Source organism: Ralstonia edaphi (genome assembly GCF_958350185.1).
GTDB classification, from domain to species: Bacteria; Pseudomonadota; Gammaproteobacteria; order Burkholderiales; family Burkholderiaceae; genus Ralstonia; species Ralstonia edaphi.
The window spans coordinates 172,398-187,190 of record NZ_CATWHI010000002.1; the positions used below are offsets into that span (position 1 = coordinate 172,398).

Consider the following 14,793-nt stretch of genomic DNA (forward strand, 5'->3'; position numbering starts at 1 on the left):
GTCCGCATCATGATCGCCTGGCTGGATCCGCACGATCCCTTCCCGCCGGTCGATCGCGCGCTCGGGCCAGACTCTGAAGCGCCCGGCCTGCTGGCGGCCAGCGCTGAACTATCGCCGCAACGGCTGTTGATTGCGTACCGGCAAGGCATTTTTCCGTGGTACGCCCAGGGCCAGCCGGTGCTGTGGTGGAGCACCGACCCACGCATGGTGCTTCGCCCCGAAGACTTTCGCGTGTCGACCACGTTTCGCAAGACGCTGCGCCGCGTGCTTGACGATCCGGCCTGGGAAATCCGCATCGACCACGGCTTCCGTGAAACGATGGTCGCCTGCGCCACCACGGCCCGCCCTGGGCAACACGGTACGTGGATCACCGAAGACGTCATTCAGGCCTATACCGCCCTGCACCGCCGCGGCTACGCGCACAGCGTCGAGACATGGCACGCCGGGCAGCGCGTGGGTGGCCTATACGGTGTGGCGCTGGGCCGCATGTTCTACGGTGAGTCGATGTTTGCCCATCGCACCGATGCGTCGAAAATCGCGCTCGCGGCGCTCTGCGCCTTCCTCGGCGGTCAGGGCGTCGCGATGATAGACTGCCAGCAGGAGACCGAGCATCTGGCGTCGCTGGGCGGTGCCCCGGTGCCGCGCGCGGCGTTTCTCGCACATGTGCGCGAAGCGGCCAACGCGCCGGCCATCGTGCCGTGGCACTTCGACAAATCGGTGCTCCGTCGGTGGACCGTGCGCAATGAGCAAGCTTAAGGAACTTCCCCTCTCGGCATTGCAGTTCTATGCAACCGCGCCCTACGCATGCAGCTATCTCGATGGCCGCTTGGCGCGTTCGCAGGTCGCCACGCCGGCACATCTCATCAACGCAGACGTCTATTCCAAGCTCGTGCGCGCCGGTTTTCGGCGCAGCGGCATCTTCACCTATCGCCCGCACTGCGACGATTGCCACGCATGCACGCCATGCCGCGTCGTCGTCGATCAATACGCACCGTCGCGGGCGCAACGCCGTGCCGCCGAGCGGCATCAAGGGCTTGAGGCACTGGTTGCCCCGCTCACCTATGTCGAAGAGCACTATCAGCTCTACCTGCTGTACCAGTCGGTCCGCCATGCGGGCGGCGGCATGGATCACGACAGCCGCGATCAATACGAGCAGTTCCTGCTGCAAAGCCGCGTGAATTCGCGCTTGGTGGAGTTTCGCGAGCCGCCCGAATCGCCATCGGCTGGCAAGCTGCGCATGGTGAGCATGATCGACGTGCTGGAAGACGGCCTCTCGTCGGTCTACACGTTCTACGACCCGATCGAACAAAAGGCGAGTTACGGAACGTACAACGTCCTGTGGCAGATCGCCCAGGCGCAGGCGCTGGACCTGCCCTACGTCTATCTCGGCTACTGGATCGAGCAGAGCCGCAAGATGGCGTACAAGGCCTTGTTCCAGCCGCTGGAACTGCTGGTCAATGGCGAGTGGCGGCGGTTTGAAGACGTGGCGCCGTCAACCACGGAAGGATAATCAGCGCGACGTGCGCTCGATCCCGACATCGACCACGCCGTAAGTGCTGATGTTGGAACTCTCGCGGTATTGATCGCGCGAAGTCGTGCAGCCCGCCAACGCGCCGGCTGCGCAAACCAAACCAGCCGTCCAGAGTGCGGCGCGCTTCCACCAAGTGGTTTTGTTCATGAGGTCGACTCCTTTCAGGGCGCGGTCGAAAGCCGCTGGGCGAGCGCCGTGTTGTTTGCGCGGACCATTCCCGGGATCAGGAACATGTCCACCAGCACCCACAGCCCGCCGATGACGGCCAGCACCCAGCCCGCAGTGTTACCCATGTCCCGAAACGCCAACCATGTACCGCCGATGTTGGCGATGGCCTGCGCGATACCGCTGCCTGGCCGCTTGAGGTAAAAGCGGTGCGCGCCCAGGAATCCGAGCAGAAACCACCACAGGTAGGCGACGCCCGAGCTCTTCTTCTGGGCCTCGTACAGCATGATTTCGCGGGCGGTCTGGTTCATGGCATTGGCTGACACGGGAATAAGCGGTCAGACACTGGCACGCATCCCGCGTTCCATGTCGACCGTCGATTACATGCTTGCGAGCTTGGCCTCAGCCTTGTCCGTCCACAAACGCATTTCGGCCAGCAACGAAGATGGCGAGAACGAGCAACTCTCTTCGCCAAACGACACCGCCATATCGAGCCGCTGCAGCACGGAACGCCGCACTTGGTCATAGGCGGGCGGCAAGATCGCCAGCGGTGCGATGACTGCATCGTCGCGCCACTGCCGGAGCAGATGCGGCAGGTCTGGCGACTTTGCATGACGATCGAGCGCGTCGCGCAGCGTCTGGAGGGATTCAGCGGCGGTCATGCGCGGGCCTTCTTCTCACGGTACAACTCGCGGAACGTCTTGCCCGCAGGGGCCGGCATGTCGCGTGTATCGGTCCAGCCTTTGCCGACGGGCAGCGAGTGGATCAGCTTCTTGTCCCCGCCCATCCAGCGCAGCACGCGCGCCGCCACCCAGGTACCGGCCGAGTACAACGCCGGGCGCCGGGCCATGAAGCCCCACACGCGCAAGCCAAAGCGTTCCGCTTGCGGGCGAAGTTCCCGCTCCATCTGTTTTTCGCGCAGCGTGCGCAGCAAATCCGACAACGGGATGGATGCGGGGCACACGCGATTGCATTCACCGCACAGCGTGGCCGCTTGCGGCAGGTCCAGCGCATTCGACAGTCCGACGTAGCTTGGCGTCAGCACGCTTCCCATCGGGCCCGGATACACCCAGCCGTACGCATGGCCGCCGATCTTCTGATAGACCGGGCAATGGTTCATGCACGCGCCGCACCGGATGCAGCGCAGCATCTCCTGGAAGTCGCCGCCGATCAGCCCGCTGCGGCCGCCGTCGACGATGACGAAGTACATATGCTCGGGGCCGTCCTTCTCGCCGGGCGCGCGCGGGCCTGTCAGCAGCGAGAAATAATTTGAGATCGCCTGCCCGGTCGCCGAACGCGGCAGCAAGCGCATGACGGTCGCCAGATCTTCGAGCGTCGGCAGTACCTTCTCGATGCCCGTCACGGCAACGTGCACGCGCGGCATGATCGTGCACATGCCTTCGTTGCCCTCATTGGTGACGATCGCCACCGAACCCGTTTCGGCAATGATGAAGTTGCCCCCAGTCACGCCCATGTCGGCGGAAAGAAACTCGGGCCGCAGCACCTCGCGCGCCTCGCGCGTCATCTCGGGAATGTCGGTCAGGCGCGGCTTGTTGTGCGTCCTGGCGAAGAGATCGGCGATCTCCTCTTTATCCTTGTGCACGACCGGCGCGATGATGTGCGAAGGCGGCTCGCTGTCGTTGATCTGCAGGATGTACTCGCCCAGATCGGTCTCGATGCTCTGCACGCCCATCTCGCCGAGCACCTGGTTCAGGCGCATTTCTTCGGTCACCATCGACTTGCTCTTGATGACTTTCTTGACGTCGTGCTTGCGGGCGATCTCGGCGACGAGGCGCGCGGCATCGGCCGTGGTTTCGGCAAACAGCACCTTGGCGCCACGGCGCGTCGCCTCTGCCTCGAACGTGGCAAGCCACACGTCGAGGTTCTCTAGCGCGCGGTTGCGGCGCTCCTTCAGGGCCTCGCGCGTGGCCGGAAAATCGATGTCCTGGATGGCCGCCGCGCGTGCGGTCACGAACTTGGTCGAGAGCTTGGTGAGGTTCTGCTGCAGGCGCTTGTCGGCGAGCTTCTGCCCGGCGCGCGCCTTGAATTCCATGCTGCGGACTTGCATGCGATTGCGTCTCCGTCGTGTTCTTGGCTGGCGATTACGCGTCGCCGGCGAGGACTTGCGCGATGTGCAGCACGCGCGTGTGCGTGTCGCCAGTACGGCGCAGCCGGCCCTCAATGTTGAGCATGCAGCCGACATCGCCGAGCACCACGGCATCGGCGCCACTGGCCTTGATGTTGGCGCATTTCTCATCCGCAATGGCGGTGGAGATATCGCCGTATTTGATTGAGAACGTGCCGCCGAATCCGCAGCACGCTTCGCAGGCGGGCATTTCGGTCAGTTGCACGCCCGGCAGTTTGCCGAGCAACTCGCGCGGCTGCGCTTTCACGCCCAGTTCGCGCAGCCCCGAACACGAATCGTGGTACGTCACGTGGCCGTGAAATTCCGAATCGAGCGATTCGATGCGCGCCACATTGACGAGAAAATCGGTCAGTTCGTACACACGCGGCGCCAGGCGCTCATAGCGGCCCGCCAGCTCCGGATCATCGCGAAAGAGGTCGGCGTAGCCCTTGCGGATCATGCCGCCGCACGAGCCGGACGGGATGACGACGTAGTCGAACTGCTCGAATTCCTTGAGCGTTTTCTCGGCCAGGTCGCGGGCCAGGGGGCGATCGCCGGAGTTGTAGGCAGGCTGGCCACAGCAGGTCTGCGCGGGCGGCACCACGACGTCGTAACCGGCCTTTTCCAACAGTTTGAGCACCGAAAACCCGATCTCGGGCCGCATCAGATCAATGAGGCAAGTGACGAACAAACCTACGCGCATGGGAGTCTCGTGTGTTCTGCGGGAAGCCGCCATTATGCGCCCGCTGCCACGTGCGGCGCGGTCCTTGCGGCACAGAACTTCTTCATGCCAGTGGTGAGTGCGCTTCACGAGGCGCTACCGAGCACAGTGGGCGGCTGACTGACAAAGCCCTCGAAAATACCCGGAATCATGCGTCGGGATGGTGCGAATTTTCACATCGTGGGATAGAATTTTGCATCGCATCCGCAACCCCACTGCACCCATGGCAGAAGCAGACAAGGACCCCGGCAAGACGTCCATCCAGGTCATCGAACGCATGATGATGCTGCTCGACGCGCTAGCCGATCACGCAGACCCGGTCAGCCTGAAGGCGCTGTCCGCCAGCACCGGCCTGCACCCGTCCACCGCGCACCGCATCCTCAACGACATGGTGGCTTGCCGCTTCGTCGATCGCTCCGACCCGGGCAGCTACCGTCTCGGCATGCGTTTGCTGGAACTCGGCAACCTCGTGAAGGCGCGCCTCTCGGTACGTGAAGCGGCGCTCGCGCCGATGCGCGCCCTGCACCGCCTGACCGGCCAGACCGTCAACCTCTCGGTGCGCCAGGGCGACGAGATCGTCTACATCGAGCGCGCCTATTCAGAGCGTTCGGGCATGCAAGTGGTGCGGGCGATCGGTGGACGCGCGCCGCTGCACCTGACTTCGGTCGGCAAGCTGTTCCTGGCCGCCGATGAACTCGGCCGTGTGCGGGCCTATGCAACGCGCACCGGCTTGTCCGGTCACACCCGCACGTCGATCACCGATTTGCCCAAGCTCGAACGCGAACTCAACTGGGTGCGCACCAACGGCTACGCACGCGACAACGAAGAGCTGGAACTCGGCGTGCGCTGCATCGCCGCCGGCATCTATGATGATTCGCGGCGGCTGGTGGCGGGTCTATCACTGTCCGCGCCGGCAGACCGGTTGCAGGACAGCTGGCTCGACAACCTGAAGGACACAGCCCTACAGATCTCCAAGGGCATGGGCTACACGTACGAAGAGGACGCCGCGCGAGCAGAGTGAGCGGCTGGCTTTACGCAACAAAAAAGCGCGTTCGACGACGCGCTTTTTTGTTGGGCGATGCCGCGGCTCAAGCGCCGTGCTGATCGGACGCCAGCACGGTTGCGGGCTGCGTGGACACCGGCACATTCCGCAGCGGCGCTGCAGCCTGCGTGGCCGGCTCGATGTGCGGATTGCGCTCCAGCCAATTGCGCACGCGCGTGGCGTCTGCAAAACGCGTGAGGTTGCCTGCCGAATCCAGGAACACCATCACGACATTGCGGCCATGCACGTTGGCCTGCATCACGAGGCAACGGCCTGCTTCGTTGATGAAGCCGGTCTTCTGCAGACCGATATCCCATTCGCCGCCGCGCACCAGACGGTTGGTGTTGACGTAGTGCAGCGTGCGGCCGTTGGCATTAACCGTATGCTCAGGGGTGGTCGTGAATTGACGAATAAGCGGCACCTTGTAGGCAGCCATCACGATCTTGGCGAGATCCTGCGCGCTCGACACGTTGCTGCTCGACAGGCCGTTCGAATCCACATAGTGCGTGTCGTTCATGCCAAGCTCGCGTGCCTTGCGGTTCATGGCGGCAACGAATGCCGGACGACCGCCCGGATAGTTGCGGCCCAACGCCGAGGCAGCACGGTTTTCGGACGACATCAGCGCCAGCAGCAGCAGGTCTTCGCGCGTGAGCATCGTGCCGAAACGCAGACGCGAGCCCGTGTTGCGCTCGTAGTCGCGATCCTCATCGGTAATTTCAAGCAGCTCGTCCATCGGCTGATGTGCATCGGTCACGACCAGCGCAGTCATCAGCTTGGTGATCGAGGCGATCGGCAGCACCGCCGACGAATTCTTCTGGAACAGCACTTCGCCGTTGTTCTGGTCCATCACCAGGGCGACGGAGGAACGCAGCGCCAACGCATCGGGCGTCGAACGCAGGCCCATCGCTTCACCAAGCGTCGGGGCTGCTGGCACAAACGCGGCTCGCACCGGACGTGCACCGCGCTCGACCATGATCACGCGGCGCTTGCCCTTGACGGTGACGACCTTGCGGACTTTGCTGGAGGCGACTTCATCGCTGCTCGCAGCCGCGACTTTGGCGCTGGCCTTGCGATTGGCGACGGTCTTGCCTTTGGACTTGGCTTTCTTGCTGGCGGCAGGTTTTTTGTCGGTCGTGGCAGCGTTAGCCACGGTAGCGACGGAGACGGCAGCGAGCGCGACGGTCATCAGCGAAACAAAGCCGAGACGTCGAAAAAATGAGGAAACAGACCGTGACATGGTTCGATCACCCGCGCGTGAGATGGCGCAAGTGTAGGCAAAAACAAAATTCTTAGCAAGATGAAGGACTTAGCTCACAGCCTTAAAGTTTGACCTCTGGAGCCTTATCATTCGGTCATCATTTCGACGCAATTGTCTGCTGGAGCAGGAACCCAATCGCGAAGAAAGTTGCTCAAGACGCACTTCGCGCCCCGGCGTGGAATCGGAAAATGGGAGCGGAGAATACCCCGGGATCTCGTCGCCAATGACAACAATCACGGTTGACAACCAGTCCCAACACTTCCTGACAACACGGGCGTGACGTACGTCGAGTCGCAGATTGAAGTCTAACGACGGATCGGTCGTATCTGTTGACATAATTCGACGACTTTTCACCGCCAATTCTCGCTTTGCACGAAGATGTGCGCTGTAGCGTGCAGGCGGCGCCGTGATAACGACGTCAGTCCAGGAACCGAGTGAAGTCGGAGACAGGCGCCCGCTCCGTGACAAGCGTATTTTCGATGGCGGCCGGATTGGCGTAACCCATCGACATGCCGCAGACGACCATCTCGTCATCCGTCAGCGCGAGATGCTCTGCGATGACCCGATGGAACTGCGTGAAAGCGGCCTGCGGACAGGTATCGATGCCGCGGGCACGCGCCGCCACCATCACGGCCTCCAGGAACATGCCGTAATCGAGCCAACTGCCCTGCTCCATCACGCGGTCGATTGTGAAGATGATGCCGACCGGCGCATCGAAGAATCGGAAGTTACGCGCATGCTGGGCGTGCATGCGTTCCTTGTCGGTGCGGCCGATGCCGAGCAGGCCATAAAGATCCCAACCAACCTTGCGGCGACGGCTCTGGTACGGATCAATCCAGGTGCGTGGGTAGTACGGATACTCCTCGCGATGCAGCGTGTCCGCCTCCGGGTGGTCGTACGCCGCCAACACCGATTCGGACAAGCGCGCCTTCGATTCGCCCGTCAGCACATAGACCTTCCACGGCTGCGTATTGCTGCCCGACGGCGCACGGCGCGCGACATCCAGAATCGCTTCGATGTCTTCGCGTGCGACGGGCGTCGGCAGGAACGCGCGCACGGAGCGGCGTGAAGTGATTGCCTGATCGACGAGTTCGACTTCTGCGGAGGTGGGACGTCGGTCGGTCATGGCGATGCGCAAAATTCAGGCAGTAATGTTGGACGCAAGCGGCTCAAGCACGGCACGCAGCGCATCGGGCAGCGGCACCGGCCGACGCGTTTCACGGTCGACGTAGACGTGCACGAAATGGCCCTGCGCGGCCGCGTCTTGCGCGTCGCCACGGAACAGCCCCACCTCATAACGCACGCTCGTGTTGCCCAGGCGCGCAACACGCAGCCCCGCCACCACCGGATCCGGAAACGACAGGGGCGCGAAGTAATTGCATTGCGTCTCGATGACGAGGCCGATGGTGTCGCTGTGCTCGGGGTCCAGCACGCCCTGCTCGATCAGGTAGGCGTTCACCACGGTATCGAAGTAGCTGTAATAGACGACGTTGTTGACGTGGCCGTAGACGTCGTTGTCCATCCAGCGCGTGGTGATGGTGTGGAAGTGGCGGTAGTCGTCGCGCGTCTGACGGGGCGTGCTCATGGGCGGCAGGCAGGTGGCAGTGGAAAGTGATCAGGATACGCCAGCCCCTCGCCCTCGGTCACTTGCGGATGACGAGCGCCACACCGGATGCGGCGATCACCATGCCCAGCGCCGCGAGCGGCGGAAAACGCTCGCCGAACAACGCCCAGGCCATCACGGCGGTCGTGGGTGGCGTCAGGTACAAGAGCGACGTCACCTTGGTGGCCGCGCCCTTGCGGATCAGCACAAACAGCAGCGAGATCGCGCCGATCGACAGCGCCAGCACCGACCACACCAGCGAACCGATCATCGGCAGCGTCCAATGCACCTCGCGCGTCTCAAACAGGAACATGAACGGCAGACACAGCAGCGCCGAGGCGCCGAACTGGATGCACGCGCCCATCCGCAGGTCGAACACCGGGCAATGGCGCTTCTGATAGAGCGTGCCGACAGTCATCGACAGCAGCGCGCCCACGCACAGCGCAAGCGTCGTCACGCCCACGCCTGCCAGGTGCAGCTTGTTCGCCACCACCAGCCCCACGCCCGCGATGCCGCAGAGCAATCCCAGCCATTGGCGATTCGACACGCGCTCGCCGCGCATGGATACATACAGGGCGGTCAAAATCGGCTGCATGCCGACGATCAGCGCCGTCATCCCAGCCGGCATGCCCAGCTTGACCGCTGCCCAGACGCCCGCCAGATAGCCCCACTGCATCAGCAAACCGGCCACCGCGATGTGGCCGACGGCCGCCCAGTCGGTGTCGCCCTTGCCGGCGCGCCGTGGCAGCGGCACACGCGCCAGCCAGACCAGCGGCAGCAGGCACACCAGCACGCCCACGAAGCGGAAAAACAGGAAGGTCATGGGCTCCGCGTACGGCATCCCGTACTTGGCCACGATAAAGCCCGTGCTCCAGATCAGCACGAACAGCCACGGCATGGCGACGACAAACAGGGAATCGCGCGCGGAGTTCGGCGCGACAGAAGACACTTGGGTCATGCGGAAAGCGGAAGAGAGGTCGATGCGCCAGCGGCCTCGTCGCGTGCTGCCCAGCGCTGCGCGTGGCGGGCAGCCAGCGCGATGGTCTGCGCGTGGACGGCCACGGTATCGTCGATATTGTTGCCGTAGCCGCCCGCCATGGTAACGGCAACCGGTATGCGCCGCTGATACGCGAAATCGAAGACTTCCTGGTCGCGCCGGGCCAGGCCCTGCAGCGTCAGTTTGAGCCGGCCGAGCCGATCGCCCTCGTGCGGATCCGCGCCGGCCAGGAAGATGATCAGCTGCGGCTTGAAGCGGCCGGCGAGGATGTCGAGGGCGCCGCTCAGCGCCTGAAGATAGTCTTCGTCGCCGCAGCCATCGTGCAGGCCAACGTCCAGGTCCGACGCCTCCTTGCGGAACGGGTAGTTTTTCTCGCCATGCAGCGACAAAGTGAAAACGGTGGCGTCATCGCGCAGGATCGACGCCGTGCCGTTGCCTTGATGAACGTCGAGGTCGACGATGGCGACCGGAAAATCCGCGGGCGTCCTGCCCGCTTGGCGCTGAATCCAGCGTGAAGCGATAGCCGCGTCGTTGAACACACAGAAACCGCCGCCCTTATCCGCATAGGCGTGGTGCGTGCCGCCTGCCAGATTGACAGCAATGCCATCGGCCAGGGCAGCCTCGCACGCGGCCAGGGTGGCGCCCGCCGACCGGCGGCTGCGCTCGACCATTTCGGGCGACCAGGGAAAGCCGATTTCGCGCTGGCGCGCCGCGTCCAGCAAACCAGCGCTCACCGCCTCAACATATTCAGACGTGTGCGCAAGCAGCAATGCGGCGTCATCGGCACGCGGCGCCTCGTGCATGGACAGCCCCGGCACATCGGCCAACACTCGCGCGCGCAGGTCGCTGTACTTGCGCATCGGGAACCGATGGCCCGGCGGCAGCGGCAAGACAAAATGGTCGGTGTAGAACGCCCGCATGTGGATAACAAATCGCAACGCAACAAAAATGGCACTCGGGCGCATCCTAACCTAGGCTGCACTCGTGTGTTTTTTGAGACGGATTTGCGGCCCGAAGTGGTCAAATGCATTTCACCTGCACCACGGACGCGCATTTTCCTGCCACAAAAAATTACGCCAAACGGTTGGTCGCGCAATTCCTGTGCACGAAAAATCAACGAATTCTGATTTTTGTGCGATGCACAAAGGACGCTTGACACTGGTTTGACATTCAACAACAATGAAATTGTTGCGATGCACCATCCCCAATTCATCGCGATGTCGCCTGGAAGGCCCGACGCTGACCGTCATGCTTTGTACATCTGGGCGATCTAAATTTTTATTTTGATTCCCCGACCCACCTTTGTATTTGGAGAGACAACATGCTGACTCAGGAACAGATCGCTGCGGCGCACAAGGCCAACCTGGAAACGTTCTTCGGCCTGACCAACAAGGCATTTGAAGGCGTCGAAAAGCTGGTCGAACTGAACCTGCAAGTCGTCAAGGCCACCCTGGCCGAGAACGTCGAACACGCCAAGAAGGCACTGACCGCCAAGGACGCCCAAGAGCTGCTGTCGGTGCAAACCGCCGCTGTGCAGCCGCTGGCCGAAAAGGTTCTGGCTTACAGCCGCCACCTGTACGAAATCGCTTCGGACACGCAAACCGAATTCAGCAAGGCTGCAGAAGTGCAAATCGCTGAAAACAGCCGCAAGCTGCAAGCGCTGGTCGACAACGTGTCGAAGAACGCTCCGGCTGGTTCGGAATCGGCTGTTGCCCTGGTGAAGTCGGCCCTGTCGGCCGCCAACAATGCCTACGACTCGGTGCAGAAGGCCACCAAGCAAGCTGTGGAACTGGCTGAAAGCAACTTCCACGCTGCGGCCAACGCTGCCAGCAAGGCAACCGCTCAGGCTTCGGCCCAAGCGCGCGCTGCCACCGGCAAGAAGTCGGCAACGACCGCTGCCTAAGCGCTAAGCTGCTTTAGTCGTCTGGTTGTTGAAGCGGGCCTCCTTCGGGAGGCCCGTTTTGTTTTGGCGGTCGAACCCATCCTCCAAACACGTCGTTTGCGTGCATTTGCGCGGAACCGAAATGCACGCGCACCGGTCCATCCCACCGTGTTCGTTAGATTGTCTCCTCGGTCCCGCTACCGAAACCTGTCCTCAGTGGTGATCAGTGGGTACCTTTAGCCCGGCTCCGGCCGGGTTTTTTGTGTGCGCTGGAAACGTCTCGCCCTTCAAATTGCGAACTTTTGTGGGCAGCAGACGCTCCATTCTGTATTGCGGTTCCCCGCCCCCTCTTCACTCCCAATGTCTCGCGAATCCCTGGCCAAGCGCAGTTTGATCGTCGCGGCGGCGCTCATCCTGCTGTTAGAAGAGTGGATCTGGAACGTCATGCAGCGGGCAACCGCCCGGCTAGCAGCGCATCCCTGGGTCCGAGCGGCGGAGCGAAAATTGGCCGAGTTGGAGCCCATCGAAGCCCTCTGTGCGTTTGCCCTGCCAATGTTGGCGTTGCTGCCGTTCAAGCTGGCTGCTGTCTACGTGCTGGCCCGGGGCCATGTCATTGCAGGGACGTTTGTTTTGGTTGCAGCGAAAATCATCAGCACGGGCCTGGGCGTGCGCATCTATTCCGCCGTGCGACCACAGTTGCACACGATCGCCTGGTATGCCCGGTGGGAAGCCGCGTTCCTCGCTTGGAAGCGGCGCATGGTCGCTGCCCTGCAGGCGACACCGACTTGGCAAGCCCTTCAGGTGCGAATTGCCGAGTGGCGCGCCCGGCGGCATGGGTTGATGCGACAGTTGTGGCGCCGCCTGAGCGCGGCGCTGCGCCTGCTACGCCGACATCGGCGCCCGGCCGGGCCCCGGCATTGACTTGCCTCTGCGCTGACCGCCGCCACAAAAAAAAGGCCGCCCAATCGAGCGGCCCTTTTTCCTGCCAACAAAACCTTGGAGTGGCCTCTAGAACCTGACGGTTAATTGCAGATCAACGCTTGCGAGCTGGCGGCACATCCGTGCAAACGCCTTCGTAGATTTCTGCAGCCATCCCCACCGACTCACCCAGCGTTGGGTGCGGGTGGATGGTCTTGCCAATATCCACGGCGTCCGCGCCCATCTCGATGGCTAGGCAAACCTCGCCGATGAGGTCACCCGCATGCGTGCCAACGATGCCACCACCGATGATGCGGTGGGTTTCCTCGTCGAAGATCAGCTTGGTGAAACCCTCGTCGCGGCCGTTGGCGATGGCCCGGCCCGAAGCCGCCCAGGGGAACACGCCCTTGCCGTACTTGATGCCCTGCGCCTTGCACTGCTCTTCGGTCAGCCCTGCCCAAGCCACCTCCGGATCGGTATAGGCGACCGACGGAATCTGCTTGGCATCGAAATACGCCTTCTCGCCGTGCGCGGCTTCGGCTGCCACGTGGCCCTCATGGACGGCCTTGTGTGCCAGCATCGGCTGCCCAACGATGTCGCCGATCGCGAAGATGTGCGGCACATTCGTGCGCTGCTGCTTGTCCACGTCGATGAAGCCACGGTCGGTCACGGCCACGCCCGCCTTTTCCGCGCCGATGCGCTTGCCGTTCGGCGCGCGGCCCACGGCGACCAGCACCATGTCATAGCGTTGCGGCTCGGCCGGTGCGGCTTCGCCCTCGAACTTGACGTAGATGCCGTCCGGCTTGGCTTCGACCCCGACCGTCTTGGTCTTGAGCATGACCTTGTCGAAGCGGCTCTTGTTCATCTTGTCCCACACCTTGACGAGGTCGCGGTCAGCGCCCTGCATCAGGCCATCCAGCATTTCCACCACGTCGATGCGGGCGCCCAACGTGCTGTACACCGTCGCCATTTCCAGGCCGATAATGCCGCCGCCGATGACCAGCATCTTGGCCGGCACTTCGCGCAGCTCCAGCGCGCCGGTCGAATCGACGATGCGCGGATCTTCCGGAATGAACGGCAGCTTCACGGCCTCGCTACCTGCAGCGATGATCGCCTTGGCAAAACGGATGACCTTCTTCTCGCCCGTCGTTGCCTTGCCGGCGCCGTCCGTCAGCTGCACTTCGAGGTGGTTCGGGTCCAGGAACGTGCCGACACCACGCACGACCTGCACCTTGCGTGCCTTGGCCATGCCGGCCAGACCGCCGGTCAGCTTGCCGATGACGGATTCCTTGTGCTTGCGCAGCTGGTTGATATCAACCGTGGGCTCGCTGTAGACAATGCCGTGTGCGGCCATCGCCTTCACTTCGTCCATGACGGCCGCCGTGTGCAGCAGCGCCTTCGACGGGATACAACCCACGTTCAGGCAAACGCCGCCCAGGGTGGAGAAACGCTCCACCAGCACAGTGTTCATGCCGAGATCGGCGCTGCGGAAGGCGGCCGAATAGCCGCCCGGGCCGGAGCCGAGGACGAGCATTTCGCATTCGATGTCGGCGCCGCCGGCATGCTTGGCCGCTTGCGGAGCGGGGGCCGATGCGGCCGGTGCTGCAGCGGGCGTGGCGGCCGGAGCGGGTGCCTGAGCAGGCGCCGGAGCTGCCGCCGCACCGGCTTCCGCCGTGGCGATCACCGTGCCTTGGCTGACCTTGTCGCCCACCTTGATCTTGACTTCGACAATCTTGCCGGCCACATCCGACGGCACGTCCATGGTGGCCTTGTCGGTTTCCAGCGTGATCAGCGCCTGATCGACGGTGACGGCATCGCCCGCCTTCACCATCACTTCAATGACGTCCACGTCCTTGTAGTCGCCGATGTCCGGCACCTTGATTTCCACCACGCTCATTCCTGACTCCTTGTTCTTGTCGTCGGCACCCGGCATCGCCCGGGCCCGCTGACGCTTTTCAATCCTGCAGACGTACTGTGTGCACTTCGATCGGGCCGCCCGAACTCTTGTCGAACTCCACGCCTGCGGATACGCCCACCTGGGCAACGTCCGCCGCCGACTTGCCGGGCATGTCGAACACTGCCGACATGGCCCCCAGCGCAAAATTGCGCCCCGAGCCGATGCCCCAGAAGCGGTCGAACGAAAACACCTCGCGGTACGAATAGACGCCGTAGATGCCGGTAGCGTTGGCGATCAGGCAGGTGATCTGCGACGACTCGTAAGGGTCGTCGTCGTCTTCCTTGGTGTTGACGAAATACTCGTCCTTGAGCTTTTCATGCACCTTGAGGAAGGTCCGGAAGACGTCGTCGCGCGTACCGAGGCGGCACTCATCTGCCAGCCCCGTCAGCAGACTGCGCATGACCGGGAAGTGGGCCGTCGTGCCCGCCAGCGCGATCAGCGAATCGCCCACCTGGAAGATCTTCTGGTTCTGCTCATAACCCCGCGCCAGGCGCGTATCGCCGAACGTCACCAGCGAGTCGGCCGCAATTGCCACTTCGCCGTCTTTCTTGACCACCACGCACGTCGTCATGTCGTCCTCGCCATCAGTCCACT

The 14,793-nt window shown here is 63.0% G+C and carries 17 protein-coding genes; 5 read left to right on the forward strand and 12 right to left on the reverse strand.

Features of this window, described 5'->3' with window-relative positions; genetic code table 11:
- The first annotated feature begins 9 nt into the window (after window positions 1-9).
- A complete protein-coding gene (gene aat, locus R2669_RS05920; protein WP_102067333.1) occupies window positions 10-756 on the forward strand; it encodes a leucyl/phenylalanyl-tRNA--protein transferase in 747 nt (248 codons plus the stop codon).
- Window positions 743-1,510, forward strand: coding sequence for an arginyltransferase (locus R2669_RS05925; RefSeq protein ID WP_316899221.1), 768 nt, complete (start codon window positions 743-745; stop codon window positions 1,508-1,510). The genes aat and R2669_RS05925 overlap by 14 nt, the downstream gene beginning before the upstream one ends.
- On the opposite strand, the gene R2669_RS05930 is transcribed toward R2669_RS05925, so the two are convergent.
- The 5 genes from R2669_RS05930 to R2669_RS05950 all read right to left on the reverse strand — a co-directional run bounded on the left by R2669_RS05930 (window position 1,511) and on the right by R2669_RS05950 (window position 4,524).
- The gene (locus R2669_RS05930) at window positions 1,511-1,678 is read right to left on the reverse strand and encodes a hypothetical protein (protein ID WP_316889321.1); all 168 of its coding nucleotides are present in this window, start codon (window positions 1,676-1,678) and stop codon (window positions 1,511-1,513) included.
- A gap of 14 nt (window positions 1,679-1,692) precedes the next feature.
- Window positions 1,693-2,007 (reverse strand): TM2 domain-containing protein, encoded by a 315-nt coding sequence (locus R2669_RS05935; RefSeq protein WP_316899223.1) that lies wholly within the window; start codon window positions 2,005-2,007, stop codon window positions 1,693-1,695.
- A 69-nt stretch (window positions 2,008-2,076) separates the two neighbouring features.
- A complete protein-coding gene (locus tag R2669_RS05940; protein ID WP_316899225.1) occupies window positions 2,077-2,358 on the reverse strand; it encodes a hypothetical protein in 282 nt (93 codons plus the stop codon).
- The gene (locus tag R2669_RS05945) at window positions 2,355-3,764 is read right to left on the reverse strand and encodes a LutB/LldF family L-lactate oxidation iron-sulfur protein (RefSeq protein ID WP_147219149.1); all 1,410 of its coding nucleotides are present in this window, start codon (window positions 3,762-3,764) and stop codon (window positions 2,355-2,357) included. Before R2669_RS05945 ends, R2669_RS05940 begins: the two co-directional genes overlap by 4 nt.
- A 34-nt stretch (window positions 3,765-3,798) precedes the next feature.
- A complete protein-coding gene (locus tag R2669_RS05950) occupies window positions 3,799-4,524 on the reverse strand; it encodes a (Fe-S)-binding protein (RefSeq protein ID WP_147219151.1) in 726 nt (241 codons plus the stop codon).
- Between the two features lie 241 nt (window positions 4,525-4,765).
- On the opposite strand from R2669_RS05950, the gene R2669_RS05955 reads away from it, so the two are divergent.
- Entirely contained in the window at window positions 4,766-5,563 is a 798-nt protein-coding gene (locus tag R2669_RS05955; protein ID WP_316873581.1) for an IclR family transcriptional regulator, read from the forward strand.
- A 67-nt stretch (window positions 5,564-5,630) separates the two neighbouring features.
- On the opposite strand, the gene pbpG is transcribed toward R2669_RS05955, so the two are convergent.
- The 5 genes from pbpG to R2669_RS05980 form a co-directional block, all read right to left on the reverse strand.
- Entirely contained in the window at window positions 5,631-6,821 is a 1,191-nt protein-coding gene (gene pbpG / locus R2669_RS05960; RefSeq protein ID WP_316889328.1) for a D-alanyl-D-alanine endopeptidase, read from the reverse strand.
- A 439-nt stretch (window positions 6,822-7,260) separates the two neighbouring features.
- Window positions 7,261-7,968: a nitroreductase gene (locus R2669_RS05965; RefSeq protein WP_316873577.1), complete on the reverse strand. Its 708-nt coding sequence runs from the start codon at window positions 7,966-7,968 to the stop codon at window positions 7,261-7,263.
- A gap of 15 nt (window positions 7,969-7,983) precedes the next feature.
- Window positions 7,984-8,427, reverse strand: coding sequence for an acyl-CoA thioesterase (locus R2669_RS05970; RefSeq protein ID WP_147219159.1), 444 nt, complete (start codon window positions 8,425-8,427; stop codon window positions 7,984-7,986).
- A 58-nt stretch (window positions 8,428-8,485) separates the two neighbouring features.
- The gene (locus tag R2669_RS05975; RefSeq protein ID WP_316873574.1) at window positions 8,486-9,403 is read right to left on the reverse strand and encodes a DMT family transporter; all 918 of its coding nucleotides are present in this window, start codon (window positions 9,401-9,403) and stop codon (window positions 8,486-8,488) included.
- The gene (locus tag R2669_RS05980) at window positions 9,400-10,407 is read right to left on the reverse strand and encodes a histone deacetylase family protein (protein ID WP_316899229.1); all 1,008 of its coding nucleotides are present in this window, start codon (window positions 10,405-10,407) and stop codon (window positions 9,400-9,402) included. The genes R2669_RS05975 and R2669_RS05980 overlap by 4 nt, the downstream gene beginning before the upstream one ends.
- Window positions 10,408-10,763: 356 nt before the next feature.
- Here R2669_RS05980 and R2669_RS05985 point away from each other — a divergent pair, with 356 nt between their 5' ends.
- Window positions 10,764-11,345 carry a phasin family protein gene (locus R2669_RS05985; RefSeq protein ID WP_024975535.1) on the forward strand — a complete coding sequence of 194 codons (582 nt, stop codon included), beginning with the start codon at window positions 10,764-10,766 and terminating at the stop codon, window positions 11,343-11,345.
- Window positions 11,346-11,684: 339 nt separating this feature from the next.
- Window positions 11,685-12,245, forward strand: coding sequence for a hypothetical protein (locus R2669_RS05990; protein WP_316899231.1), 561 nt, complete (start codon window positions 11,685-11,687; stop codon window positions 12,243-12,245).
- 112 nt (window positions 12,246-12,357) lie between these two features.
- Here R2669_RS05990 and lpdA read toward each other — a convergent pair whose 3' ends face one another.
- A complete protein-coding gene (gene lpdA / locus R2669_RS05995; protein ID WP_316889330.1) occupies window positions 12,358-14,139 on the reverse strand; it encodes a dihydrolipoyl dehydrogenase in 1,782 nt (593 codons plus the stop codon).
- Window positions 14,140-14,197: 58 nt separating this feature from the next.
- Window positions 14,198-14,770: an Ntn hydrolase family protein gene (locus R2669_RS06000; RefSeq protein ID WP_009240789.1), complete on the reverse strand. Its 573-nt coding sequence runs from the start codon at window positions 14,768-14,770 to the stop codon at window positions 14,198-14,200.
- Between the last annotated feature and the right edge of the window lie 23 nt (window positions 14,771-14,793).